General features: G+C 66.6%; 23 protein-coding genes. 9 read left to right on the top strand and 14 right to left on the bottom strand.

The window, feature by feature from the left end; translation table 11 throughout:
- Nucleotides 1–18: 18 nt before the first annotated feature.
- The 3 genes from tldD to rodA form a co-directional block, all read right to left on the bottom strand.
- Complete coding sequence (tldD, locus tag ACYVB7_RS04565; protein ID WP_460505401.1) at nucleotides 19–1,512, bottom strand: metalloprotease PmbA/TldD family protein; 1,494 nt, start codon at nucleotides 1,510–1,512, stop codon at nucleotides 19–21.
- A gap of 71 nt (nucleotides 1,513–1,583) precedes the next feature.
- A complete protein-coding gene (locus ACYVB7_RS04560) occupies nucleotides 1,584–2,504 on the bottom strand; it encodes an NAD(P)-dependent oxidoreductase (RefSeq protein ID WP_460505400.1) in 921 nt (306 codons plus the stop codon).
- Nucleotides 2,505–2,514: 10 nt separating this feature from the next.
- Nucleotides 2,515–3,669, bottom strand: a complete 1,155-nt coding sequence (gene rodA / locus ACYVB7_RS04555) for a rod shape-determining protein RodA (protein ID WP_460505702.1) — start codon at nucleotides 3,667–3,669, stop codon at nucleotides 2,515–2,517.
- Between the two features lie 18 nt (nucleotides 3,670–3,687).
- Here rodA and ACYVB7_RS04550 point away from each other — a divergent pair, with 18 nt between their 5' ends.
- Nucleotides 3,688–4,296, top strand: a complete 609-nt coding sequence (locus ACYVB7_RS04550; RefSeq protein ID WP_460505398.1) for a YqiA/YcfP family alpha/beta fold hydrolase — start codon at nucleotides 3,688–3,690, stop codon at nucleotides 4,294–4,296.
- On the opposite strand, the gene ACYVB7_RS04545 is transcribed toward ACYVB7_RS04550, so the two are convergent.
- Complete coding sequence (locus ACYVB7_RS04545) at nucleotides 4,297–5,496, bottom strand: glycerophosphodiester phosphodiesterase (protein WP_460505397.1); 1,200 nt, start codon at nucleotides 5,494–5,496, stop codon at nucleotides 4,297–4,299.
- Nucleotides 5,497–5,627: 131 nt separating this feature from the next.
- Between ACYVB7_RS04545 and ACYVB7_RS04540 the strand changes: the two genes are divergently transcribed.
- The 8 genes from ACYVB7_RS04540 (at nucleotide 5,628) to ACYVB7_RS04505 (ending at nucleotide 12,767) form a co-directional block, all read left to right on the top strand.
- The gene (locus tag ACYVB7_RS04540) at nucleotides 5,628–7,730 is read left to right on the top strand and encodes a ribonuclease catalytic domain-containing protein (RefSeq protein WP_460505396.1); all 2,103 of its coding nucleotides are present in this window, start codon (nucleotides 5,628–5,630) and stop codon (nucleotides 7,728–7,730) included.
- Between the two features lie 42 nt (nucleotides 7,731–7,772).
- Complete coding sequence (locus tag ACYVB7_RS04535) at nucleotides 7,773–8,705, top strand: energy transducer TonB (RefSeq protein WP_460505395.1); 933 nt, start codon at nucleotides 7,773–7,775, stop codon at nucleotides 8,703–8,705.
- 41 nt (nucleotides 8,706–8,746) lie between these two features.
- Complete coding sequence (gene mtgA / locus ACYVB7_RS04530) at nucleotides 8,747–9,472, top strand: monofunctional biosynthetic peptidoglycan transglycosylase (protein ID WP_460505701.1); 726 nt, start codon at nucleotides 8,747–8,749, stop codon at nucleotides 9,470–9,472.
- A gap of 10 nt (nucleotides 9,473–9,482) precedes the next feature.
- On the top strand, nucleotides 9,483–10,103 hold the full coding sequence (locus ACYVB7_RS04525; RefSeq protein WP_460505394.1) for a lysophospholipid acyltransferase family protein: 621 nt from the start codon (nucleotides 9,483–9,485) through the stop codon (nucleotides 10,101–10,103).
- Nucleotides 10,104–10,128: 25 nt separating this feature from the next.
- A complete protein-coding gene (locus tag ACYVB7_RS04520) occupies nucleotides 10,129–11,109 on the top strand; it encodes a phosphatidate cytidylyltransferase (protein WP_460505393.1) in 981 nt (326 codons plus the stop codon).
- A gap of 64 nt (nucleotides 11,110–11,173) precedes the next feature.
- The gene (gene ruvC, locus ACYVB7_RS04515; RefSeq protein ID WP_460505391.1) at nucleotides 11,174–11,722 is read left to right on the top strand and encodes a crossover junction endodeoxyribonuclease RuvC; all 549 of its coding nucleotides are present in this window, start codon (nucleotides 11,174–11,176) and stop codon (nucleotides 11,720–11,722) included.
- A gap of 114 nt (nucleotides 11,723–11,836) precedes the next feature.
- Nucleotides 11,837–12,289, top strand: a complete 453-nt coding sequence (locus ACYVB7_RS04510; protein ID WP_460505390.1) for a hypothetical protein — start codon at nucleotides 11,837–11,839, stop codon at nucleotides 12,287–12,289.
- Between the two features lie 37 nt (nucleotides 12,290–12,326).
- Nucleotides 12,327–12,767 carry a hypothetical protein gene (locus ACYVB7_RS04505; RefSeq protein WP_460505389.1) on the top strand — a complete coding sequence of 147 codons (441 nt, stop codon included), beginning with the start codon at nucleotides 12,327–12,329 and terminating at the stop codon, nucleotides 12,765–12,767.
- Here the strand turns inward: ACYVB7_RS04505 and ACYVB7_RS04500 are convergent.
- The 10 genes from ACYVB7_RS04500 to murD form a co-directional block, all read right to left on the bottom strand.
- The gene (locus tag ACYVB7_RS04500; protein WP_460505388.1) at nucleotides 12,694–12,870 is read right to left on the bottom strand and encodes a hypothetical protein; all 177 of its coding nucleotides are present in this window, start codon (nucleotides 12,868–12,870) and stop codon (nucleotides 12,694–12,696) included. The two genes, ACYVB7_RS04505 and ACYVB7_RS04500, sit on opposite strands and share 74 nt — an antisense overlap.
- A 25-nt stretch (nucleotides 12,871–12,895) precedes the next feature.
- The gene (gene lpxC, locus ACYVB7_RS04495; protein WP_460505387.1) at nucleotides 12,896–13,819 is read right to left on the bottom strand and encodes a UDP-3-O-acyl-N-acetylglucosamine deacetylase; all 924 of its coding nucleotides are present in this window, start codon (nucleotides 13,817–13,819) and stop codon (nucleotides 12,896–12,898) included.
- Nucleotides 13,820–13,824: 5 nt separating this feature from the next.
- Entirely contained in the window at nucleotides 13,825–15,051 is a 1,227-nt protein-coding gene (gene ftsZ / locus ACYVB7_RS04490) for a cell division protein FtsZ (RefSeq protein ID WP_460505386.1), read from the bottom strand.
- Between the two features lie 154 nt (nucleotides 15,052–15,205).
- Nucleotides 15,206–16,435 (bottom strand): cell division protein FtsA, encoded by a 1,230-nt coding sequence (ftsA, locus tag ACYVB7_RS04485; protein ID WP_460505385.1) that lies wholly within the window; start codon nucleotides 16,433–16,435, stop codon nucleotides 15,206–15,208.
- Nucleotides 16,436–16,473: 38 nt separating this feature from the next.
- Nucleotides 16,474–17,301: a cell division protein FtsQ/DivIB gene (locus tag ACYVB7_RS04480; protein WP_460505384.1), complete on the bottom strand. Its 828-nt coding sequence runs from the start codon at nucleotides 17,299–17,301 to the stop codon at nucleotides 16,474–16,476.
- On the bottom strand, nucleotides 17,298–18,305 hold the full coding sequence (locus tag ACYVB7_RS04475; protein WP_460505700.1) for a D-alanine--D-alanine ligase: 1,008 nt from the start codon (nucleotides 18,303–18,305) through the stop codon (nucleotides 17,298–17,300). Before ACYVB7_RS04475 ends, ACYVB7_RS04480 begins: the two co-directional genes overlap by 4 nt.
- A gap of 22 nt (nucleotides 18,306–18,327) precedes the next feature.
- Nucleotides 18,328–19,788 (bottom strand): UDP-N-acetylmuramate--L-alanine ligase, encoded by a 1,461-nt coding sequence (murC, locus tag ACYVB7_RS04470; protein ID WP_460505383.1) that lies wholly within the window; start codon nucleotides 19,786–19,788, stop codon nucleotides 18,328–18,330.
- Nucleotides 19,785–20,945: an undecaprenyldiphospho-muramoylpentapeptide beta-N-acetylglucosaminyltransferase gene (gene murG / locus ACYVB7_RS04465; protein ID WP_460505699.1), complete on the bottom strand. Its 1,161-nt coding sequence runs from the start codon at nucleotides 20,943–20,945 to the stop codon at nucleotides 19,785–19,787. The genes murC and murG overlap by 4 nt, the downstream gene beginning before the upstream one ends.
- A gap of 113 nt (nucleotides 20,946–21,058) precedes the next feature.
- Nucleotides 21,059–22,339, bottom strand: a complete 1,281-nt coding sequence (gene ftsW, locus ACYVB7_RS04460; RefSeq protein ID WP_460505382.1) for a peptidoglycan glycosyltransferase FtsW — start codon at nucleotides 22,337–22,339, stop codon at nucleotides 21,059–21,061.
- The gene (gene murD / locus ACYVB7_RS04455) at nucleotides 22,336–23,985 is read right to left on the bottom strand and encodes a Mur ligase family protein (RefSeq protein ID WP_460505380.1); all 1,650 of its coding nucleotides are present in this window, start codon (nucleotides 23,983–23,985) and stop codon (nucleotides 22,336–22,338) included. The genes ftsW and murD overlap by 4 nt, the downstream gene beginning before the upstream one ends.
- Nucleotide 23,986: the final 1 nt, after the last annotated feature.

Raw genomic sequence — 23,986 nt, 5'->3', positions numbered from 1 at the left:
CTTACCTCATGACACGACTCACGCCGTTCCGCCCACGGTCAGGCCATCGATGCGCAAGGTGGGCTGGCCCACGCCCACGGGCACGCTCTGGCCTTCCTTGCCACAGGTGCCCACGCCACTGTCCAGCTTCAGGTCGTTGCCGATCATGCCGATGCGGGTCAGGGCCTCGGGGCCATTGCCGATGAGGGTGGCCCCTTTCACCGGATACTGGATCTTTCCGTTCTCCACCCAGTAGGCCTGGCTCGCGCTGAACACGAACTTGCCGCTGGTGATGTCCACCTGCCCGCCACCAAAGTTGGTGGCGTACAAGCCCTTCTGGATGCTGGCCACGATTTCCTGGGGGTCCTTGTCACCGGCCAGCATGTAGGTGTTGGTCATGCGGGGCATGGGCACATGGGCGTAACTTTCGCGGCGGCCATTGCCGGTGGGAGCCACGCCCATCAGGCGGGCGTTCAGGCTGTCCTGGATGTAGCCCTTGAGGATGCCGTCTTCGATCAGCACGTTCTTCTGGCTGACACAGCCCTCGTCGTCCACGTTCAGGCTGCCGCGGCGGTCGGCGATGGTGCCGTCGTCCAGCACCGTGACCCCCTTGGCCGCCACACGCTGCCCCACCCGTCCGCTGAACGCGCTGGAACCCTTGCGGTTGAAATCGCCCTCCAGACCGTGGCCCACCGCCTCGTGCAACAGCACACCAGGCCAACCCGGGCCCAGCACCACGGTCATTTCACCGGCCGGTGCGGGGCGCGACTCCAGGTTGACCAGCGCCGAGTTCACGGCCTCGTCCACATACTGGTCCACCAGCGCATCGTCGAAATGCGCCATGCCGAAGCGCCCGCCACCGCCGGACGAACCGGTTTCGCGGCGCCCGTTGTGCTCCGCAATCACCGACACCGACAGGCGCACCAACGGGCGCACATCGGCCGCCAGGGTGCCGTCGGCGCGGGCCACCAGCACCACGTCGTACTCACCCGCCAGACCGGCCATGACCTGCACGACGCGCGGGTCCTTGGCCTTGGCCTTTTTTTCCACCTTTTCCAGCAAGGCCACCTTGGCCGTGCTGTCCAGCGTGGCGATGGGGTCCAGACCGGGGTAGAGCGAACGCGAACGGGCCACCTTCTTGGCCCCCACCTTGCGGGCCACCACAGGATTCGACGCCACCTTGACCCGCTTGGTCTGTCCCTGCGCACCGATGGCGCGCACGGTCTGGGCGGCGTCGGACAGGGCGGCCCAGCTCAAATCGTCGGAATAGGCAAAGGCGGTTTTTTCGCCGCTGACGGCGCGCACGCCCACGCCCTGGTCGATGCTGAAGCTGCCGGTCTTGACGATGCCTTCTTCCAGGCTCCAGCCTTCGGCGCGGGTGTACTGGAAGTACAGGTCGGCGTCGTCCACCCCGGGTTGGGACAGGATGTCGCCCAACGCACGTTTGAGGTGGGCTTCGGTCAGGTCATAGGGGGCCAGCAGCAGGCTCTGGGCCACGGCCAGTCGTTCCAGGGTGGGTTCGCGTGAAATCATGGGGCCATTGTAGAAACACCCGAACGCAACTGCTTTCGGGTGGTTTTAAACACAGAAAACGGCTTCGCCGCTTATCTGACCTGCCCGTGCTGCTGCAAAAACAACAGCAACGCGCCATCGTCCAGATCAGACAAACCCCGCTCACACGCAGCGGCAAACACAGCGGCAGCCCGCGCCCCCAATGGACCCGCAAACCCGGAAGACGCTGCCGCCTGTTGCGCCAGGCCCGTGTCCTTGGCCAGCAGGCTCATGTGGGCACGGGGGTTCAAATCACCCTCAATGGCCCGGCGCATGCGGTCACTGCCAATCCAGCTCTGGCCGCTGGATTGCTCGATCACCTCCAGCGTCTGCCCCAGGTCCAGGCCCATCTGCCCCGCCAGGGCCAGCACCTCGGCGGCGCCCACCAGGTTGATGCCCGCCAACAGGTTGTTGACCAGCTTGGTCCGGGCCCCATCGCCCAGGCGCTCTCCCAGCCGAAACACGGGCTGGGCCAATTGAGCCAACACGGCCTCGTGGCGGGCCACCACCGCCTCGGCCCCGGCCACCATGAGGCTCATGGTGCCCGCGCGGGCCCGCACCGGGCCACCGGACATGGGGGCGTCCATGCTGTGCACGCCCTGTGTGGCCAGCCGATCGGCCATGGACACAACATCCTCAGGAGAAATGGTGGGGCACCACATCACGGTCTGTCCGGCTTGCAGCGTCGCAGCGGCAGCCTCATCCCCCCAGCTGTGGCCATCGGGAGTCGGTTCGCCCCACATCACGTCGCGGCATTGAGGGGCATCGACCACCGCCACCACCAACAGGCCATCTGCAGGCAAGGCGCGCACCACGGCGGCGGGTGTGGGCTGAACCGTCAAGCCCAAGGCCGACGCCTGATCGCACCGCGCGGCGTCAATGTCGCACACGTGCACCGCCCAACCGCCCTCCTGCAGCCTGGCGGCCATGGCCAGGCCCATGTTGCCAATGCCGATCACACCCACCTGTTTCATCGCGGAGCCCTCAGGTCTGCACCAGCCGCTTGGCCTTGGCGATGGACATCAAAATGCCCAGCCCCAGGCCCAGGGTCACCATGGCGGTGCCCCCGTAACTGATGAAGGGCAAAGGCACCCCCACCACGGGCAGGATGCCGCTGACCATGCCCATGTTCACAAAGGCATAGACAAAAAAGATCATGGACACCGCGCCGGCCATCAGCCGGGCAAACAGCGTCGGGGCTTCGGCAGCGATCATCAGCCCCCGTGCCACCAGGAACAGCAGGCAGGCGATGAGGGCCAGCACACCCACCAAGCCAAACTCTTCGGAGAACGCGGCAAAAATGAAATCGGTGGTCCGCTCGGGAATGAACTCCAGGTGCGTTTGCGTGCCCTGCATGAACCCCTTGCCCCACACCCCTCCAGAGCCGATGGCGATCATGCCCTGGATGGTGTGAAACCCTTTGCCGAGGGCATCGCGGGTGGGGTCCATGAGTGTGCAAACGCGCTGCTTCTGGTATTCCCGCAGCACTTTCCAGTCCACATCGGGCATGCAGAGCTGGTCGCTGAACGACACCAGCAAGGTCACGCCCACCACCCCCAGCAGCATCGGGGGGAGGATGAGCTTCCAGCTCAGACCGGCGAAATAGATGACAAACAAGCCCGCGGAAAACACCAGCAGGGCGGTGCCCAGGTCCGGCTGCTTCATGATGAGTCCAAAGGGCACCAGCAGCAGCACACCGGCCACCGCAAAGTCGAAGGGGCGCAGTTGCCCCTCGCGCCGCTGGAACCACCACGACAGCATGAGCGGCATGGCAATTTTCATGATCTCGCTGGGCTGGATGACCATGCCCACGTTCAGCCAGCGCGTGGCCCCTTTCTTGGTGATGCCAAACAGGGCGACGGCGATGAGCAGCGACACCCCGAACACGTACAGCGGAACCGCAAACCCCATCAGCCGCTGGGGCGGCACTTGCGCCACCACAAACACCACGGTGGCCGCAATCAGCATGTTGCGGGCATGATCAGCAAAGCGGGTGCCATGATCAAAACCCGCTGAATACATGGTCATCAGCCCCAGGCCGCACAGCAGCAGCGTGGCCAGAACGAGCCAACGGTCAAACCCCAGAAACCAGGGAGACAGACGTTGAAGGAGGGAGGGTTTGTTGATGACGGCAGACACCCGCCTATTATCCCGGCCATGGACCAGCCCTCTGCCGTCACCCACTTGCTTTACCTGCATGGCTTTCGCTCATCCCCTCAGTCCATGAAGGCGATGAAGATGGCGCAGTGGGTGGCCCAGCACCGGCCCGGGCTCACGTTCTGGTGCCCGCAGCTCCCCCCATCCCCCACCGAAGCCATGGCCCTGGTCCGCCAAACCCTGGACACCTGGCCCGCGCACATGGCGGTGATGGGATCTTCCCTGGGCGGCTTTTACGCCACCTGGGTGGCCGAGCACCTGCCGTCTGCCCGTCATGCTCCGGTGGTGTTGATCAACCCCGCCGTGGACCCCGCGCGGGACCTGGCCCGCCACATCGGCGAGCAAACCGCCTGGCACCACCCGGAAGAACGGTTTTTCTTCGAACCCCACTTTGTGGACGAACTCCGGCAGTTGGGCCAGCCGCCGCTGACCGACCCGCAGCGTTACCAGGTGTGGGCGGCCACGGCGGACGAGGTGCTGGATTGGCGGGACATGCAAGCGCGTTACGCGCACGGCCAACTGCAGGTGGTCCAGGGCTCGGACCACGCCCTGAGCGACTTCGACCAGCACCAGCCCCGGATGCTGAAGCACCTGGGGCTGGTGGGCTGATCAGCGGCCCAGCTCTTTCAGGTAATCGGCCCGGGCGGCCACGGCAGTGTCGGAAAAGTCAGAGAACAGGCCGTCGATGCCCGCACGGTAGAACAGCAGGTACTCGGACTTGGGGTCGCCCTTGAGGTCGGCGGTCAGGCGCTTGGCTTCGTTGCGGAAGGTCCAGGTGTGCACGGTCAGGCCCAGCTTGTGGGCATCGGCAATCAGCGTGGTGGGAGTGGACGTGCTGGCGTCCATGTAGTTGACCACGCCATCCTTGTTCACGTCCACCATCTTGCCGTCGGCGCCATAGGTGCCCTTGACGGGGATGATGTAGGGCTTCCAGGGGCCCACGCCATCGGCGTACTTGGCGATTTCAGCCAGCCCGGCGGGGGTGACCATGGAGCCGAACAGCTCGGTCTTGCCGACGCGGGTCCAGTCGTAGGGGCGGTCGAACGGTGCGGCAAAGGTGACGGCCCCGGTCTTGAAGTCGTAGTCGTCCCCGTCCACCAGCTGCACCAGGCGAACCTGGGTCTTGGTGCGCAGGTACTTGAGGTTGGCGGTCTCGAACGATTGGATGATGACCGGCGACGTTTTCTGGGTGTAGCCGTACTCGTTCAGGATGGCCAGCAGGCGGTCTTCCAGCTTCAGGCCCGCGTCCTCGTGGTAGGTGGGGTGTTTGGTTTCGGGGTACACACCGATGGTCTTGCCACGCTTGGCCCCTTCGGTCTTGGCCAGGTTCAGCACCTCGCGGAAGGTGGGAATCTGGTAGAGGCCGTTGTAGGCGGTGCTGCGGTCGGAGAGCGGCTGGATGGCGCGAAGGGTCTTGATCTCGGCCAGGGTGAAGTCGGTGGCAAACCAGCCGGTTTCGGCCACGCCATCCACCATCCGGGTGGTCTTGCGGCTGGCGAACTCGGGGCGGCTGGCCACGTCGGTGGTGCCGGTGATGTTGGGTTCGTGGCGGGCAATCAGTTCGCCATCCTTGGTGGCCACCAGGTCGGGTTCGATGAAATCGGCCCCCATCTCAATGGCCTTCAGGTAGCCCTCCAGCGTGTGGTCGGGCAGGTAACCGGCGGCGCCGCGGTGACCAATGACCAGCGGTTGTTGGCCGTTGAGGGTCTGGAAGGGCAGCGGATCGCTGCCACCACAGGCCGTCAGCGCGACCACCGCAGCACAAACCACGGACGGAACCAAGGCCCAACGATGGAGAAGGGATGACATGGACAAACTCCTGAACGGTGAAAGAAAGATGACAATCTAGTGAGCCAATGTGGCCGCTGTGTGACAGCGACGCGGCACCATCGGCGGGCTACACTGCGCCCTCGCTGACACTCCAACCCCGAAAGTTCCCCTTGTTTGTCCTGTTCGACGACGCCGGCAAATTCCTGACCGGCCGCATCCTGTCCGAAGCCGATGCCTCCCTCCAGGTGGAGCTGGAATCCGGCAAGCGGGTGAAGGTCAAGGCCGCCAACGCGCTGCTCAAGTTCGAAAAGCCCGAGCCCGCCGCGCTGATGGCCAGCGCCCAGGCGGTAGCTTCGGGCATGGAACTGGAAATGGCCTGGGAATTTGCGCCGGAAGACGAATTCGGCTTTGCCGACCTGGCGCGGGACTATTTCTCGGCCAACGCCCCGTTGTCTGAACAGGTGGGCACCCTGCTGGCCTTGTTCGAGGCCCCCCATTACTTCCGCCGTGCGGGCAAAGGCCGCTTCAAGAAAGCCCCGCAGGAACAGGTGCAGCAAGCCCTGGCCGCCATCGAAAAGAAAAAGGCGCTGCAAGCCCAGATCGACGCCTGGGTGGCCGAACTGGCCTCCGGTCAATGCCCTGAGGCCATTCGCCAGCAGCTCTACAAGATCCTGTTCAAGCCCGACAAGAACGCCGCTGAATACAAGGCCGTGGTCGAGGCCGCCAAACAAACCCACACCGCGCCCCTGGCGCTGCTGAAACAGGTGGGGGCCATCCGCAACGCCTACCAGTTCCACTGGCAGCGCTTCCTGTTCGAACACTTCCCCAAGGGCACGGGGTTTCCAACGCTGCAAGCCCCGCCCGTCACCGACGAGTTGCCCCTGGCCAGCGTGCGCGCCTTCTCGGTGGACGACTCGTCCACCACCGAGATCGACGACGCCCTTTCCATCCAGGGTCTGGGCACCGGCACGGTCACCCTGGGCATCCACATCGCCGCGCCGGGCCTGGCCATTGCACCCGACAGCGCCATCGACCAGGTGGCCCGCAGCCGCCTGAGCACCGTCTACATGCCCGGCCACAAGGTCACCATGCTGCCCGATGAGGTGGTGCAGACCTACACCCTGCAGGAAGGGCGCGACTGCCCCGCGCTGTCGCTGTACGTCTCCATCGACGAAGCCACCCTGGCCTTCACCGCCACCCGCACCCTGGCCGAGCGCGTCCCCATTGCCGCCAACCTGCGCCACGACCAGCTCGACGACGTGCTGACGGACTCCTTTTTTGAGAGCGCCTCACGCTTATCAGAAAAGTGCGAGGAGGCAAAAACACCTGAAGCCGACGCCCCCCACATCGCCCTGACCTGGAGCGACGAACTGCGGTTTCTGTACCGCCTGGCCAAGCACCTCAAGGCCCAGCGCGAGGTGGTGCGCGGCAAACCCGAAACCTTCAACCGGCCCGACTACACCTTCAAGCTGGTGGGCGACGCACCCTTGGCCGACGGCCCCCAGGGCACCGAAACCGTGGTCATCGGCACCCGCCGCCGGGGTTCACCACTCGACCTGATCGTGGCCGAGTCCATGATCGTGGCCAACAGCACCTGGGGCCAGTTGCTGGCCGGCAGCGGCGTGCCCGGCATCTACCGCAGCCAGGCCAGCCTGGCCCCGGGCGTGAAGGTGCGCATGGGCACCAAGGCCCAGCCCCACGCCGGCATTGGCGTCAAGTGTTACGCCTGGAGCACATCGCCCCTGCGCCGCTACACCGACCTGGTCAACCAGTGGCAAATCCTGGCGTGCGCCCGCAACGGCAACACCGCCGCGCTGGTGGCCCCGTTCAAACCCAAGGACGCGGCGCTGTTTTCCATCATCAGTGCCTTTGACGCCGCCTACACCGCCTACAACCAGTTCCAGAACGGCATGGAGCGCTACTGGACGCTGAAGCACCTGGAGCAGGCGGGCATCACCGAGCTGGAAGGCGCGGTCATCAAGGACGGCGTGGTGCGCGCCGACACCCTGCCCCTGGTGTTCAATGCCCTGGGCTCGGAGGGCTTGCCGCGCCACGCCCGGGTGAAGGTGCGCCTGGGCGCGGTGGACGAGATCAGCCTGGACCTGGGCGGCACCGTGGTCGAACGCCTGGACGCCCCGGTGACCGACGAGGCCACGGATGACGACGACCTGGACGCCGACGACCTGGGCGGCCCGCTGACCATCGCCGTGGACATGGACGATGCCAGCCCCGCGGCGACCACCGACACCCCACCCCCCACCGAAGCCGCCTGACCGTCCTTTACCATCGCGACCTGCACGCCACGTCCTGATCGCATGAGTGCCGCCACAGCCCCCACCGTCCACGCCCTTCCCGCCGCGTCAGCCGCCCCCGCCACCTGGGGGGGCTTGAGCGTGTTGCATTGGGCGTTGGCCTTGTCCTTGGCGGTGCATGGCGGCTTGCTGACTTGGCGTTTTGCCGCGCCACAAACCTTCAACCGCGTGTTCAAGGACACGCCACTGGAGGTGGTGCTGGTCAACGCCCGCAGCCACGAACGCCCCGACAAGGCCCAGGCCATCGCCCAGGCCAACCTGATGGGCGGTGGTGAGGCCGCCAAAGGCCGTGCCACCTCTCCCCTGCCCCCGCTGGCCCGCCTGCGTGCGGGTGAAGACGCTTCGGATGCCGACGAGCGCCGCCTGGAGGCCATGAAGGCCGAACAGACCTTGCTGCTGGCGCGGCTGAAAAAGGAACTGGCCACCTACGCCCCGCCGCAGCCCACCCCCCAAAACCTCACCCCACAACAGCAGGAGCAGGAGCGCAAGCGCCAGCAGATGGTCAAGCTGCTGGCCGAGATCGAAAAACGCGTCAACGAGGAAAACGCCCGCCCCCGCAAGCGCTTCCTCGGCCCCTCCACCCGCGAAGAGGTCTATGCGCTGTATTACGACGAGTTGCGCCGCAGGATCGAACACCATGGCACCTCCCACTTCCCCGAAGTGGGCGGCAAGAAGCTGTATGGCGAGCTGACCATGATCATCACCGTCAACCACGATGGCCGTGTGCTCGACACCGAAGTGGTGGAACGCTCGGGCAAGCGGGTGCTGGACGAACGGGCGCAAGCCATCGTGCGCAGCCTCAGCTTTGGCCCCTTCTCCGACGCCATGCGCCAGCGGGCCGACCAGATCGTGGTGGTGTCGCGCTTCAAGTTCACCCGGGACGAGGCGCTGAACACCACCTTGAGCACGCCCGTCGTGGCCAACACCCAACCATGAATCGGCCTCAAACGTCGCGGCACGGTGGGCTGTGGGGGGGGTTGGCGGCCTTGCAACGTTGGGTCCTGTGGAGCGTGGTGGCCCTGGTCGCCCTGCAACTGTTTTTTGCGGCTCGCATCGCCGCCATGGCCCACCTGGACCCGCACAGCACCGCCTTCATGCGCTCGGAAATCTGGCGGCGCACCCACCAGGCCACGCCTGGTCAAGGGCCGTGGAGCCAACAGTGGGTGGATGCCGAGCACATCTCGGTTCACCTCAAGCGCGCAGTCATTGCTTCCGAAGACGACGGTTTCGCCCAGCACCGCGGCGTGGACTGGTCGGCCATGGAATCGGCCTGGAGCAAAAACCAGAAGCAGGCGAAGCGCAACGGTGCGGAGCGGGCAACCGAGCGTCCCCTCAAGATCGTCGGGGGCTCCACCATCACCCAGCAGTTGGCCAAGAACCTGCTGTTGTCCGGCGAACGCAGCTTGGTGCGCAAGGGCCAGGAGTTCATCCTCACCCTGTGCCTGGAGGCCTTGCTGGACAAGCGGCGCATCCTGGAGCTGTACCTCAACAGCGTGGAGTGGGGCGACGGCGTGTTCGGGGCCGAGGCCGCCGCCCGACGCTACTTTGGCGTCAGCGCCCAGCAGCTCAACCCCGAGCAGGCCGCCCGCCTGGCCGTGATGCTGCCCGCGCCCAAGGCGTTTGAGCGGCGGCCCCAGTCCGCCTACCTCAGCCGCCGCACGGGCACCATCCTCGCCCGCATGGCCTCGGCCAACCTGCCCTGAGCCCCACGCCATGGCCCCACTGCCTGCCAAACTCTTCGGTTGGTTGCTGCTGGGTTTTGTGCGCCTGCTCACCGGGGCGCAGGCCCGCTGGCTGGGCTGTCCGGCCAAGGCCGAGCAGCGCATCTACTTTGCCAACCACCAGAGCCACGCCGACCTGGTGATGATCTGGGCCGCGCTGCCGCACGAGCTGCGCAACATCACCCGCCCCATTGCCGCCAAGGACTACTGGACCCGCGGGCGGTTTCGGGCCTGGATCACCCGCGAGGTGTTCAACGCGGTGTATGTGGACCGCCAGCGCACCGACGACAGCGACCCGCTGGAACCCCTGATCCAAGCCCTGGCCCAGGGCGACTCCATCATCCTGTTCCCCGAAGGCACCCGCGGGCATGAAGAGCTGCCGCAGCCATTCAAGGCCGGGCTGTACAACCTGGCCCGGCGTTTCCCCGAGGTGGTGCTGGTGCCCGCCTGGATCCACAACGTGCAACGCCTCATGCCCAAGGGCGAGGTGGTGCCGGTGCCCATCCTGTGTTCGGTGACCTTTGGTGAACCCATCGCCCTGCAAGCGGGCGAAGACCGCGGGGCCTTCCTCACCCGTGCCCGCGACGCCGTCGTGGCGCTGAAAGACGCCTGAAAGCCCGCTCCATGGACTCACGAGCATGAACCGTTTCCTGCGCAGCCTCAGCCCGGAGCAGCAGCTCAGCCTGCTGTTCGTGGTGCTGTTCGGCACGCTGCTGCTGGCGTCGTCGGCGGTGTTCCTGCTGTCGATGCGTGAGCGCCCTGACACCGACCCCGTGCGCTGGCGACTCAAACGCGTGAGCAACGGGTTGCGGCGCACCTGGGTGATGATGGGGCTGATCTGGCTGGCCCTGGCGCTGGGCAAGGTGGGGGCCTTGTGGCTGTTTGCCGTGGCCTCGCTGCTGAGCCTGCGCGAGTTCGTCAGCCTCACGCCCACGCGGCGAGCCGACCACAAGGCCCTGCTGCTGGCCTTTTTCGGCGTGCTGCCCGCCCAGTACCTGCTGATGGGCACCGGCCACACCGACCTGTTCACGGTGTTCGTCCCGGTGTACGTGTTTTTGTTGGTGCCCCTGGTCAGCAGCCTGGGCGACGACCCCCACCGTTTCCTGGAACGCAACGCCACGGTGCAGTGGGGCATCATGGTGTGTGTGTACGGGCTCAGCCACGTGCCCGCGCTGCTGTTTTTGCAGGTGCCGGGCACCCAGGGCTCCAGCGTGTTCCTGGTGTTCTGGCTGGTGATGGTGGTGCAGACCGCCATGGTGGTGCAACACGTGGCTGGACGCAGCCTGCGCCGCCCGGCATCGCTGCCCCACATCAGCGACGGCTTCCGTTGGCCCGCCTGTGCGCTGGGCGTGCTCGCCGGGGGGGTGATGGGCGGCATGCTGGCGGGATTGACCCCGTTCAAGCCCGGCCAGGGCCTGGCCATGGGCCTCATTGCCAGCGGTTCCGGGGCACTGGGCCACCTGGTCATGAAGGCCATCAAGCGAGACCGGGGTGTGCCACACTGGGGCGCCCTGGGGCGCTCGGTGACGGGTGCCGTGGGCTTGCTCGACCGGGTGGATGCCCTGTGTTTTGCCGCACCGGTGCTGTACCAGTCCATCCACTGGTATTTTCGCGCCTGAATTTTATAAACCTTTTTGACCTCTAGCGCTTTTACCGCTTGGGTTGTTTGCTAGGCTTTTTGCAATGCGCATTCTGGGCATCGACCCCGGCCTCCTCACCACCGGCTTTGGCCTGATTGACGCCGAAGGGGGCCAACTGCGCTACGTGGCCAGCGGCACCATCAGCACCGCCAAGGTGGACACGCGTTTGCTGCCCCAGCGCCTGAAGGTGCTGTTTGACGGCATTGGCGAGGTGGTGCAACGCTACCAACCCGACGTCTCCGCTTGCGAAATCGTGTTCGTCAACGTGGACCCCCAAGCCACCCTCAAGTTGGGGCAAGCCCGGGGGGCCTGCCTCACGGCCTTGGTGGCCAATGGCCTGGAGGTGAGCGAATACACCGCGCTGCAAATGAAAAAGGCCGTGGTCGGCCACGGCAAGGCGGCCAAGCCGCAGGTGCAGGAAATGGTGCGCCGCCTGCTGGACCTGCCCGGCCTGCCCGGCACCGATGCCGCCGACGCCCTGGGGCTGGCCATCACCCATGCCCAGGTGGCACGTTCCACAGCGGCCATTGCCCGGGTTGCGCCCCTGAACGCACGGGTCAGCGCCGCCTACAAGGCGGGGCGCAGCTACTGACCCTCGCCCCAACGTGGCGGCGGCGACGTTGACGCATGGCAAACAGCATCAGGATTTCCTGACATTCACAGGAATTCCTGATAGCCTATCCCCGTTCAGGGAAAGGACGCCACCATGCCATTCGAAGCCCACTGGCAGCATCGCTGCCTGTACAAGCGTTTTTTTGGAACGGTCACAGGCCGTGAGTTCTTGCTCTCGGTCCTGCACACCCACAACGACCCGCGTTACGAAGACCTGTCTTACTCGGTCAACGACCTGACCGACGCCCGCATCGCGGCGTTGAGTCCCCAGGACATGTCCCTGGTGACCGAGCGCACCATCGGCGTGGCCTTCAGCCAATGCAACTGGAAGCTGCGCATCGCCATCATCACCGGCGACGCCCAAGCGATGGCCATGGCCCGCCGGTTTGCGGAAGAAACCCCGCACGAAACGCATGTCTTCGAATCCCGTGCACACGCCAACGAATGGCTGCCGCCCATGTACCACTTGAAGTTGGAGCCCGCGCTGGTCCACCCCGCATGGATGGCCAACGCCGCGGCGGGGGCCCCCACCCACCTTCGTCATTGACGCTCCGGTTCTCTGCCGGGAAGAGGAGAAAACGCACATGGGCCTCGAAACCCAGTGGCAACGCCACTTCCTGTACAAGCGTTTTGTGGGGCATGTGACCGCTCAGGAGCTCATCCGCTCGGTGGAGCTGACGCACAACGACCCCCGTTACGACGACCTGAGCTATTCGGTCAATGACTTCTCAGACGCCGAACTGGGGCAGCTCAGCGATGAGCAGTTGATGTTGGTGGCGGCGGCCACCATTGGGGCTGGGTACAGCAACCGCAAGTTGCGCATCGTGCTGATCCTCAGTGACCCCCGAGCCTTGCGTCTGGCCGGGCAGTTCGCTGCACTGTCGCCGTTTGAAACCCATGTGTTTCCCGACCGTGCGCAAGCCAACGCCTGGCTGCCGCAAGCTCACCAAATCAGACCAGACGCTCCAGGATCAGCACCCCAAAAAAACCCATCGCCGCCAGCACCCCCCACTTCACCAGCTTGAAGCCCAGCGTGCGGTACTTGGTTTGGCCCGTGGCCACGTAAAACACCATGGACACCACCACGCCCAGCAGCAGGAACATCATGGCGAAGCGAAACAACAGCATGGCGCGCTCCCGATGAAAGTTCAGTTCACCACGCGGGCACCAGTTCGGTGAACCCGGCGGGGGCGTCCCGGATGCTGTCGAACGTGACCTCGTCCCAGGCATCCGGTTGCTTCAGCAAGGCGTGCAGCAACTGGTTGTTGAGGCCATGCCCCGAGCGAAACGCGCTGTAATGCGCCAGCAACGGTTTGCCCACGATGTACAGGTCGCCCATGGCGTCCAGGATCTTGTGCTTGGCAAACTCATCGCCGTAGCGCAGACCATCGGCGTTGAGAACCTTCTCATCGTCCATCACGATGGCGTTGTCCAGGCCACCGCCCCGGGCCAGCCCGGCGGCGCGCAGCATTTCGACATCGCGGGTAAACCCGAAGGTGCGGGCCCGGGCGATTTCGCGGGCGTAACGGCCGCTGCCCAGATCGAAGGTGACACACTGCCCGGTGGAGTCGACGGCCGGGTGGTCGAACTCGATTTCGAACGTGAGTTTGTACCCATGGTAGGGGTCCAACCGCGCCCACTTGAGGTTGCGCCCCTCACCCTCGCGAATCTCGATGGGCTTGAGCACGCGGATGAAGCGCCGCGGCGCGTCCTGGTTGACCACCCCGGCGCTTTGCAACAGGTAAACGAACGATGCCGCCGAGCCGTCGAGGATGGGCACTTCCTCGGCGGTGATGTCGATGAGCAGGTTGTCCAAGCCCAAACCGCAGCAGGCGGACATCAGGTGCTCCACCGTCAGCACCCGGGCGTCGCCCTGGGCCAGGGTGGACGCCATGCGCGTGTCGCTGACCGACGTGGCCCGCACCGGGATGTCCACCGGGCGGGGCAAGTCCACCCGGCGAAACACGATCCCTTGGTCGGGCGGCGCAGGGCGCAAGGTCAACTCCACCCGCTGCCCGCTGTGCAGGCCCACCCCCACAGCGCGGGTGACGGTCTTGAGGGTGCGCTGCTTGAGCAAGGAACTCAGTCGGCCTGCTTGCGCAGGAAGGCCGGAATCTCAAAGTCGTCCATGCCACCGGCCGACAGGGCGTCCACACGGGCGGTGGCCTGCGTCCGGTTGGTGCGCCACACGCTGGGGACAGAGACGGCGTCGGGACCGACCGCATGTTGCGCTGCCGAGCCCAGGGTGGGCATGGCCCCCCCCAGCGACAGGCCCTGGGGCTGAAGGGCCACGTTGTCGGTGCCGGTGCGCAGGACTTGCAGCGGAGGAGCGGTGCGACGTGCGGCCTGCGCCTTGGTCAGGCCCGTGGCCACCACGGTGACGCGGATGGCCTCGCCCAGGCTGTCGTCGTAGGCGGCGCCGTAAATGACATGCGCATCTTCGGCGGCATAAGCCTGGATGGCCGTCATGGCTTCCTTGGATTCCTTCAGCTTCAGGGTGCCCTTGGAGGCGGTGACCAGCACCAGCACGCCCTTGGCACCTTTGAGGTCGGCCCCTTCCAGCAACGGGCAGGCCACGGCCTGCTCGGCGGCAATGCGGGCGCGGTCCGGGCCGGTGGCCGTGGCGGTGCCCATCATGGCCTTGCCGGGCTCGCCCATGACGGTGCGGACGTCTTCAAAGTCAACGTTGACGTTGCCGTAGTCGTTGATGATTTCGGCAATGCCGCCCACGGCGTTCTTCAGCACGTCGTTGGCCTGGCCAAAGGCTTCGTCCTGGGTGATGTCGTCGCCCAGCTCGTCGAGCAGCTTTTCGTTGAGCACAACGATCAGCGAATCGACATGCTCTTCCAGCTCCTTGAGGCCGTTGTCGGCGTTGCCCATGCGGCGCACACCTTCCCATTCGAAAGGCTTGGTCACCACACCCACGGTGAGGATGCCCATTTCCTTGGCCACACGGGCGATGACGGGTGCAGCACCGGTGCCGGTGCCACCGCCCATGCCGGCGGTGATGAACAGCATGTGTGCGCCTTCGATGGAGGCGCGGATGTCTTCAATGGCGGCCTCGGCGGCTTCGCGGGCTTTTTCAGGTTTGCTGCCTGCCCCCAGACCGGTGGAGCCCAGTTGCACCACACGTTGTGCGGAGCTGCGAGACAGGGCCTGGGCGTCGGTGTTGGCGCAAATGAACTCCACGCCCTGCACGCCCTTTTGCATCATGTACTCAACGGCGTTGCCGCCGCCGCCACCCACCCCGATGACCTTGATTTGTGTTCCTTGGTTGAACTCTTCAATTTCGATCATTTCAATGCTCATGAGTGGCTCCTGCTATGAATTTTAAACGGCGTGGTTGGGGTAAACGAACGGGTCAGCGACCTTTTTTTGACCGGCGGACCGGTGTGCAAAAGGCCTGGATTTGGGTTGAGCGGCGGAGGCTGCTCCAGGGGGTTGATTGCTTGTTGAAACGCCATCAAAAGTTCCCCACAAACCAGTCTTTCACACGACCCAGCGCGCTTTGCACCGAGCCCGCCTTCTGCGCCACCTTGTGGCCGCGCATGCGGCCCAGCCGGGCCTCTTCCAACAGCCCCATGACGGTGGCCGCACGGGGCTGGGCCACCATGTCGGACAGGTGGCTGGCGTACTTGGGAATGCCACGGCGCACGGGCTTCAAGAAGATGTCCTCGCCCAGTTCCACCATGCCCGGCATGACGGCGCTGCCGCCGGTGATGACGATGCCCGAGGACAACACCTCCTCGTAGCCAGAATCGCGGATGACCTGCTGCACCAGCGCAAAGATTTCTTCCACCCGCGGCTCAATCACCCCGGCCAGCGCCTGCTTGCCCAGCATGCGCGGGCCACGGTCGCCCAGGCCGGGCACTTCCACCTGCGTTTGCGGGTCGGCCAGCAGCTGTTTGGCGCACCCGCTTTCCACCTTGATGTCCTCGGCGTCCTTGGTGGGCGTGCGCAAGGCCATGGCAATGTCGCTGGTGATCAAGTCGCCGGCAATGGGAATGACCGCCGTGTGCCGGATGGCCCCGCCCGAGAAGATGGCCACGTCGGTGGTGCCTGCGCCAATGTCCACCAGCGCCACGCCCAGTTCCTTCTCGTCGTCGGTCAGGATGGCCTGGCTGCTGGCCAGCGGGTTGAGCATGAGCTGATCCACCTCCAGGCCACAGCGGCGCACACACTTCATGATGTTTTCCGCCGCGCTTTGCGCCCCGGTCACGATGTGCACCTTGGCCTCCAGGCGGATGCCGCTCATGCCGATGGGCTCCTTCACGTCCTGCCCGTCGATCACGAACTCCTGCGGTTCGACCAGCAGCAAGCGCTGGTCGGTGGAGATGTTGATGGCCTTGGCGGTTTCGATCACGCGGGCCACGTCGGTGGGCGTGACCTCGCGGTCCTTGATGGCCACCATGCCCGCCGAGTTGATGCCGCGGATGTGGCTGCCGGTGATGCCGGTGGACACGCGGGCAATGCGGCAGTCGGCCATCAGCTCGGCCTCTTTCAGGGCCTGCTGAATGCTTTGCACCGTGGCGTCGATGTTGACCACCACCCCGCGCTTGAGGCCGTTGCTGGGTGCCACACCCAAACCGGCGAGTTTGAGCTGCCCGTCGAGGGTGACCTCGGCGACCACCACCATGATTTTGGAGGTGCCGATGTCCAGTCCAACCACCAGATCTTTGTAGTCCTTGGCCATGATGAAAGTGCGTGTCGGGTTTGGGTTGAAAGGGGTGTTCAGGGGTGCTTGGCCACGGGCTTTGCAGCAGGCTTTGGCGCGGTCTTGGGGGCGGGGGCGCCTGGCTCCACGGTGGTGATGCCTTGCAAGCGCACGGCGTATCCGGTCGGGTAGCGCAAATCGGCGGTCATCACCTTGCGGCCCAACTGCCCCGTGACCTGATCGACGGTGCCCAGGTACTGGTGCAGCCGGGCCTCCACCGCGGCGGCGTCGCCCCGGCCCAGTTCGATGCGAGCCCCGCTGTCCAGCGCCAGGCGCCAGCTGCCTTGGGCCGACAGCTCCAGCCGTTCAATCTTTTGGTCGTGTGCGGCGAACTGGGGCGACAGGCGTTCGTACAAGGCCATGACCTCCTGCGCGTGCCCCTCCGGCCCAGCCAGTTCGGGCAGGCGCTCGGTGTCCTCGTCGTCCGAGCCCACTTCAAACACCTCACCCTGCCGGTTCACCAGCAGGGAGCCCCCCGAATCGCCCCACCACGCCACGGGCTGGTGTTCGGAGAGCGTGACCTTGAGGCCGTTGGGAAACTGCCGCTGCACCACCGCACGGCGCACCCAGGGCACCGATTCAAACGCCTGCTTCACTTCGGCCAGGTCCAGGGTCACGAAGCTGCCCCGCAGCTTGGACGCCAGGTGGGCGCGGAAGGTGACCTCGTTCTGATGGGCCACGTCGCCCTGCACCTCAATCTGCCGCAAGGTCCACACGGGGTGGCGAACCGCCCACAGACCCACCGCCGCCAGCACCATGACCACCAGCGCCCAGCCCATGAGGCTGGTGGCCAGCCGCATGAGTCGGACGTCGAGGGGCAAAGGCCAGGCGGCAGCGTGGTTCATGACGCAGCACGCTCCGGTTGAGCGGCGGCCTCCCGGCGCTGGGTGTCCAGACTGGCCGTGCGCAGCAGGCCCACGCACAGGGCCTCGTAGCTCAGGCCCGCAGCCCGCGCCGCCATGGGCACCAGCGAATGGCCGGTCATGCCCGGCGAGGTGTTCATTTCCAGCAGAAACGGCTTGCCGTCCCGGGCACGGATCATGATGTCCGCCCGGCCCCAGCCGCGGCAGCCCAGCATGCGGTAGGCCTCCACCGTGATGCGCTGGATTTCAGCCTCCAGCTCGGGCGCCAGCCCGCAGGGGCAGAGGTAGCGGGTGTCTTCAGAGATGTACTTGTGCTCGAAGTCGTAGTTGCCGTCGGGGGCCTGGATGCGGATGACCGGCAGCGCCACCGCGTCGTCGCCCTCACCCAGCACCGCGCAGGTGACCTCGTCGCCCTCGATGAACTCTTCGCACAACACGTTGGCGTCGAACCCCGCAGCCAGCGTCACCGCGTCCAGCATTTCGCTGTAGCCCGTCACCTTGGTCACCCCGAAGGACGAGCCTTCGTGCGCGGGCTTGACGATCAGCGGCAGGCCCAGTGCATCGGGCACGGTGCGGCTGTGCGCCACGTCGTGCTGCCCGGCCCCCAGGCGCACCCAGCGCGGCGTGGGCAGGCCCTCGCTCAGCCACAGGCGCTTGGTCATGATCTTGTCCATGGCCAGGCTGGACGCCAGCACGCCGGAGCCGGTGTAGGGAATGCCCATCAGCTCCAGTGCGCCCTGCACCGTACCGTCTTCGCCGTGGCGGCCGTGCAAGGCGATGAAGCAGCGGTCAAACCCGGCGGACTTGAGCTCGGCCAGCGGTCGCTCGGCCGGGTCGAAGGCGTGGGCATCCACGCCTTGCGATTGCAGCGCCTTCAGCACCCCGCCACCCGACATCAGCGACACCGGGCGCTCGGCGGACGTTCCGCCCATCAACACCGCCACCTTGCCCAACGCGGACACGGGGGGCTGCACGGGTGCCAGCATGCGCGCCAGTGCGTTCGAACCGTCAGGCATGTGCAGCCTCCTGAGAATTTGGGGAAGTGCAAGCCGGGCCACCTTGTTGCAGCCCCAGCGTCACGATTTGCCCGGCCACCGCGCCGATGGAGCCTGCGCCCATGCACAGCACCACGTCGCCGTCGCGGGCGTTGTCCAGCACGGCCTGGGGCATGGCGGCGATGTCGTCCACGAACACCGGCTCCACCTTGCCCGCCACGCGCAAGGCCCGCGCCAGGCTGCGGCCATCGGCGGCGACGATGGGGGCCTCACCCGCGGCATACACCTCGGACAACAGCACCGAGTCGGCCTGGCCGATGACCTTCACAAAGTCTTCGAAGCAGTCGCGGGTGCGGGTGTAGCGGTGCGGCTGGAAGGCCAGCACCAGCCGCTTGCCTGGGAAGGCCCCGCGCGCCGCGGCCAGCGTGGCGGCCATTTCCACCGGGTGGTGGCCGTAGTCTTCCACCACCTGGAACAGCCCCCCGCCCTGCGCGGCGGGCACGGCCACCTCGCCATGGCGCTGGAAGCGGCGGCCCACGCCGTGGAACTCGGCCAGGGCCTTTTGCACCGCGGCGTCGGGCACGCCCAGCTCCACCGCCACGGCAATGGCGGCCAGGGCGTTTTGCACGTTGTGGCGGCCCGGCAGGTTGAGCACAATGGGCAGGTCGGGCAACTGGATGCCGTTGCGCCGCTGCGCAATGAAGTGCATCTGCGTGCCCACGGCCTGCACGTCCACCGCCCGCACCTGGGCGTCTTCGGCAAAGCCGTAGCTGGTGATGGGCCGCGCAATGTCGGGCAGCAGGCTGCGGATGGCGGGGTCGTCCACACACAGCACCGCCGCGCCATAAAACGGCATGCGGTGCAAAAAGTCCACGAACGCGCCTTTGAGGCGGTTGAAGTCGTGGCCGTAGGTGTCCATGTGGTCGGCGTCGATGTTGGTCACCACCGACAGCATGGGCAGCAGGTTCAGGAAGGAGGCGTCCGACTCGTCGGCCTCCACCACGATGTACTCGCCCTTGCCCAGGCGGGCGTTGGCCCCGGCGCTGTTGAGACGCCCGCCGATGACAAAGGTGGGGTCCAGGTCCGCGGCGGCCAGCACGCTGGTCACCAGGCTGGTGGTGGTGGTCTTGCCGTGGGTGCCGGCAATGGCCACGCCCTTCTGGCTGCGCATCAGCTCGGCCAGCATCACCGCCCGGGGCACCACCGGCAGCAGCTTGGCGTGGGCGGCCACCACTTCGGGGTTGTCGGCACTCACCGCGGTGGAGGTGACCAGACAATCGGCCCCGGCGATGTGCGCCGCGTCGTGCCCGAGGTGCACGCGTGCGCCCAGGTCGGCCAGGCGCTGGGCCGCCGCGCCCATGGACAGGTCGCTGCCCGAAATGGTGAAGCCCTGGTTGAGCAGCACCTCGGCAATGCCGCTCATGCCGGCCCCGCCGATGCCCACGAAATGGATGTGACGAATGGCGTGTTTCATGCCCGTCCCTTGGTGGTGGCGTTGGCCTGTGGGGTGGAGCCATGGCCGGGGCCGCGGCCCGCCAGCTGTTCGCAGGCACTCACCACGTCGGCCACCGCTTGAATTTTTTGCATCTTTTTGGCACTTTGCGCTTGTTTCAAAAGCGCAGAACGCTCTGATTTTTGAAGTATTTCAGCCAGTCCCTGAGGGGTCAGGTCCCGCTGCTGCACCAGTTGCGCCGCCCCGGCGTCCACCAGGAAGCGGGCGTTGTGCGTCTGGTGGTCGTCCACCGCAAACGGGAAGGGCACAAACACCGCCGCCGCCCCCACCGCGGCCAGCTCGGTCACGGTGCTGGCACCGGCGCGGCACAGCACCAGGTCGGCCTCGGCCATGGCACGGGCGGTGTCCAGGATGAACGGCACGGCCCGCACCTCGGCCACGCTGGACGGCCACGCCTCGGCGCTGGCGCTTTCCGCGGGCACGGGGTCCAGCAAGGCCACCCCGGCCTGGGCGTAGGCGGTGCGCAGCGCCGCCAGGTGCTGCTGGCCGCTCTGGTGCAGCACCAGGGGGCGGGCTTCGGGTGGCATCAGCGCCAAGGCGGCGGGCACGGCGTCGTTCAAACCCTTGGCCCCCAGGCTGCCGCCCAGCACCAGCAGCTTGAGCGGGCCTGTGCGACCGCCAAACCGCTGGGTCGGTGCAGGCTGCACCATGAATTCGGCCCGCAAGGGGTTGCCCACCCACTCGCCCCCGGGCAGGGCGTTGGGATAGGCGGTGAAGATGCGGTCGGCCACCTTGGCCAGCACCTTGTTGGCCAGCCCGGCCACCGAGTTCTGCTCGTGCAGCACCAGGGGTTTGCCCGCCAGCACGCCCATCATGCCGCCGGGAAAGGTGATGTAGCCCCCCAGGCCCACCACCACGTCGGGGCGCACGCGGCGCACCACCTTCAGGCTTTGCCAGAAGGCGCGCAGCAGCTTGAGCGGGGCCAGTGCCAGGGTGGCAAAACCCTTGCCGCGCAGGCCACCGAACTGCACGCCTTCAAACGCAAAGCCGCGGGGCACCACCAGGCGCTCTTCCATGGCCCCGGGCACGCCCAGCCAGTGCACGCGCCAGCCACGCGCCCGCAGCGCCTCGGCCACGGCCAAGCCGGGGAAAATGTGGCCGCCGGTGCCTCCGGCCATGACAAGTGCAACGCCCCCACGCTCACTGCGTTCGCTGCCCCCCAAGGGGGCGCTCGCCAGCTTGGGGCGGCCCTGCGCTGGCTCGGCTGCACTGCTGCGCTGAAGGTCCGTGGTCATACCCGGCCCCCCTTCATCAGCACGCGGTTTTCGGCGTCCACGCGCAGCACGATGGCGATGGCCGCCAGGTTGAGCAGGATGGCGGAGCCGCCGTAACTCATCAGCGGCAGCGTCAGGCCCTTGGTGGGCAGTGCGCCCAGGTTCACCCCGATGTTGATGAAGGCCTGGAAGCCCATCCACAGGCCCACGCCTTGCGCCACCAGCCCGGAGAACACCTGGTCCAGCGCAATGGCCTGACGGCCAATCTGCATGATGCGCCGCGTCAGCCACATGAACACGCCAATGACCACGAGCACGCCCACCAGCCCGAACTCCTCGCCAATGACGGCCAGCAGAAAGTCGGTGTGCGCCTCGGGCAGCCAGTGCAGTTTTTCGACGCTGCCGCCCAGGCCCACGCCAAAAATCTCACCGCGCCCGAAGGCAATGAGCGAGTGCGACAACTGGTAGCCCTTGCCCAGGGCGTGCTGTTCGCTCCAGGGGTCCAGGTACGCAAAAATCCGCTCGCGCCGCCAGGGGCTGGTGGCCACGATGAGGGCAAACGCCGTCACCACCAGCGCCGCCATCAGGAAGAACATGCGGGCGTTGACGCCACCCAAAAAGAGAATGCCCATGGCGATCACCACGATCACCATGAACGCACCCATGTCGGGCTCGGCCAGCAGCAGCATGCCCACCACCAGCACCGCCGCCGCCATGGGCAGCACGGCGCGGAAGAAGCGTTCCTTCACCTCCATGCGGCGCACCATGTAGTCGGCGGCGTACATCAGCACACCCAGCTTGGCCAGCTCGGAGGGCTGGAAGTTGATGATGCCCAGCGCAATCCAGCGCCGCGCCCCGTTGACGCCCTTGCCGATGAAGGGGATGAGCACCAGCACCAGCAGCACGATGGACGCGGCAAACAGCCACGGCGCCACTTTTTCCCATGCTTTCAGCGGCACCTGGAACACCACCAATGCCCCCACCCCGCCCATGACCATGGAGAAGGCATGCCGCACCACAAAGTGGGTGGACGCGTAGTTGCCAAAACGCGGGTTGTCGGGCAGCGCGATGGAGGCGGAATACACCATCACCAGGCTCCAGGCCATCAGCGCCACCACCACCCACACCAGGGGTTGGTCAAAGCCCAGCTCGCGCACGGCCAGCGGGCGGGTGTGCACAAAGTCATGGCTGCGGGTGCGCACCGGCAGGCCGTCGTGGCGTGCATCGCCCCGGCCCCCCACCCAACCGGCAAAACGGTCCCACAGCCGCACGACCGGGGTTTGTGCGGCGGCGCTCATGCCCCCACCCCCGTCACGCCCTGCTCGGTGGCCAGTTCGGCCACGGTGTCGCAGAACACCTGCGCCCGGTGGGCGTAGTTCTTGAACATGTCCAGGCTGGCACAGGCGGGCGACATGACCACGGCCTGCCCTTCCAACGCCTGCGCCGCCGCCAGCCGAACGGCCTGCGGCATGTCGGGGGCATCGAACAGTGGCACGCCCGTGGGGGCCAGCACCTCGCGCAGCAAGGGGGCGTCGCGCCCGATCAGCACCACCGCCTGCACATGGCGGCGCACGGCGTCGGCCAGCGGCGAAAAGTCCTGCCCCTTGCCGTCGCCGCCCAGAATCAGCACCAGGCGGCGCTCGGCCCCCAGGCCCAGGATGGCGGCCAGCGTGGCCCCCACGTTGGTGCCCTTGCTGTCGTCGAAATACTCCACCCCGCCGATCACGCCCACCGACTCCACCCGGTGCGGCTCGCCCCGGTACTCGCGCAGGCCGTGCAGCATGGGGGCCAGCGTGGCCCCTGCGGTGGTGGCCAGCGCCAGCGCGGCCAGGGCGTTGGACGCGTTGTGCCGCCCGCGGATGCGCAGCGCCTCGGCGGGCATCAGGCGTTGCAGCACCACGTCTTCGGGCTCGGCGGCCTTGCGGCGGCGGGTGGTCACCCGGGTTTCGTCACTGGGTTGGGCGCGCACCAGCCAGGTCATGCCGTTGACGGTTTCCAGGCCCCAGTCGCCGGGGCGGGTGGGCAGGTCGGTGCCAAAGGAGGTCCAGAGCACGGCGGCGTCGGCAGGGCGGGCGGCCATCACCGCGGCATCGTCGCGGTTGAGCACCCGCACCCCGGCCGCGCCATACACGCGCTGCTTGGCGGCGGCGTAGGCGTCCATGCTGCCGTGCCAGTCCAGGTGGTCTTGCGTGAGGTTGAGCACCGTGGCCGCCGTGGGCTCGAACCCCTGGGCCCCAAGGGGCACGCCGTCGAGCTGAAAGCTGGACAGCTCCAGCACCCACACCTGCGGCAAGGTGGACGCGGGGGCCTCGGTGGGGGGGGCATCGGCATTGGCGTCTGCACCGGCTTCCACAACGGGAACCGCTATGTTTTCAGTAGCTGTTTGCGCTTCATTTGAAAGCGCTGTAGCCGAATTTTCCTCAGCGTCCATGGCCTCACCCAGCACGTCCAGCAAGGCGGGGCCGATGTTGCCGGCCACCGCCACACGCCACCCGGCGCGTTGCAACAGCTGGCCGGTGAGCGAGGTGGTGGTGGTCTTGCCGTTGGTGCCGGTGATGGCCAACACCTTGGGGGCAAACCCGGCCTGGGCGTAGGCCAGGCGCAAGCCGTCGGCCCACAAGGCCAGTTCACCCAACACGGGCACGCCGCGCTCGTCGGCAGCGGCCTGAACCGCCGCCAGTTGGGCGGGTGACAGGCCAGGGCTTTTGCCGATCAGCGCCCAGGGTTGGCGCTGCACCAGGGCGGCGTCAAACGCGCCCGCCACCACGTCCACACCCGGCAGCCACTCGCGCAGTTGCGCCATGCGCTCGGGCTGCTCGCGGGTGTCGGCCAGCGTGACCCGCGCACCCAGGCGCTGGCACCAACGCGCCATGGCCAGGCCCGAAATGCCATGGCCCAGCACCAGCACGGCCTGGTTGTGGAGGGGGTGAGCGTGGAGGTCCATC

It is taken from the genome of Hydrogenophaga soli, assembly GCF_054777695.1.
Note: the sequence above shows the minus strand (reverse complement) of the source record. Positions and strands in the feature narration are given on the sequence as shown.

Bases quoted from the DNA above. Each gene is read 5' to 3' on its own strand.
- ACYVB7_RS04560 (WP_460505400.1), bottom strand. From the start codon at position 2,504: ATGAAACAGGTGGGTGTGATCGGCATTGGCAACATGGGCCTGGCCATG.
- ruvC (WP_460505391.1), top strand. From the start codon at position 11,174: ATGCGCATTCTGGGCATCGACCCCGGCCTCCTCACCACCGGCTTTGGC.
- murD (WP_460505380.1), bottom strand. From the start codon at position 23,985: ATGGACCTCCACGCTCACCCCCTCCACAACCAGGCCGTGCTGGTGCTG.
- ftsZ (WP_460505386.1), bottom strand. From the start codon at position 15,051: ATGAGCATTGAAATGATCGAAATTGAAGAGTTCAACCAAGGAACACAA.
- ACYVB7_RS04535 (WP_460505395.1), top strand. From the start codon at position 7,773: ATGAGTGCCGCCACAGCCCCCACCGTCCACGCCCTTCCCGCCGCGTCA.
- murG (WP_460505699.1), bottom strand. From the start codon at position 20,945: ATGGCCGGAGGCACCGGCGGCCACATTTTCCCCGGCTTGGCCGTGGCC.
- ACYVB7_RS04480 (WP_460505384.1), bottom strand. From the start codon at position 17,301: ATGAACCACGCTGCCGCCTGGCCTTTGCCCCTCGACGTCCGACTCATG.
- ACYVB7_RS04510 (WP_460505390.1), top strand. From the start codon at position 11,837: ATGCCATTCGAAGCCCACTGGCAGCATCGCTGCCTGTACAAGCGTTTT.
- ACYVB7_RS04500 (WP_460505388.1), bottom strand. From the start codon at position 12,870: ATGCTGTTGTTTCGCTTCGCCATGATGTTCCTGCTGCTGGGCGTGGTG.
- ftsW (WP_460505382.1), bottom strand. From the start codon at position 22,339: ATGAGCGCCGCCGCACAAACCCCGGTCGTGCGGCTGTGGGACCGTTTT.
- ACYVB7_RS04520 (WP_460505393.1), top strand. From the start codon at position 10,129: ATGAACCGTTTCCTGCGCAGCCTCAGCCCGGAGCAGCAGCTCAGCCTG.
- ftsA (WP_460505385.1), bottom strand. From the start codon at position 16,435: ATGGCCAAGGACTACAAAGATCTGGTGGTTGGACTGGACATCGGCACC.
- ACYVB7_RS04545 (WP_460505397.1), bottom strand. From the start codon at position 5,496: ATGTCATCCCTTCTCCATCGTTGGGCCTTGGTTCCGTCCGTGGTTTGT.
- ACYVB7_RS04550 (WP_460505398.1), top strand. From the start codon at position 3,688: ATGGACCAGCCCTCTGCCGTCACCCACTTGCTTTACCTGCATGGCTTT.
- ACYVB7_RS04525 (WP_460505394.1), top strand. From the start codon at position 9,483: ATGGCCCCACTGCCTGCCAAACTCTTCGGTTGGTTGCTGCTGGGTTTT.
- tldD (WP_460505401.1), bottom strand. From the start codon at position 1,512: ATGATTTCACGCGAACCCACCCTGGAACGACTGGCCGTGGCCCAGAGC.
- ACYVB7_RS04475 (WP_460505700.1), bottom strand. From the start codon at position 18,305: ATGCTGGCACCCGTGCAGCCCCCCGTGTCCGCGTTGGGCAAGGTGGCG.
- ACYVB7_RS04505 (WP_460505389.1), top strand. From the start codon at position 12,327: ATGGGCCTCGAAACCCAGTGGCAACGCCACTTCCTGTACAAGCGTTTT.
- murC (WP_460505383.1), bottom strand. From the start codon at position 19,788: ATGAAACACGCCATTCGTCACATCCATTTCGTGGGCATCGGCGGGGCC.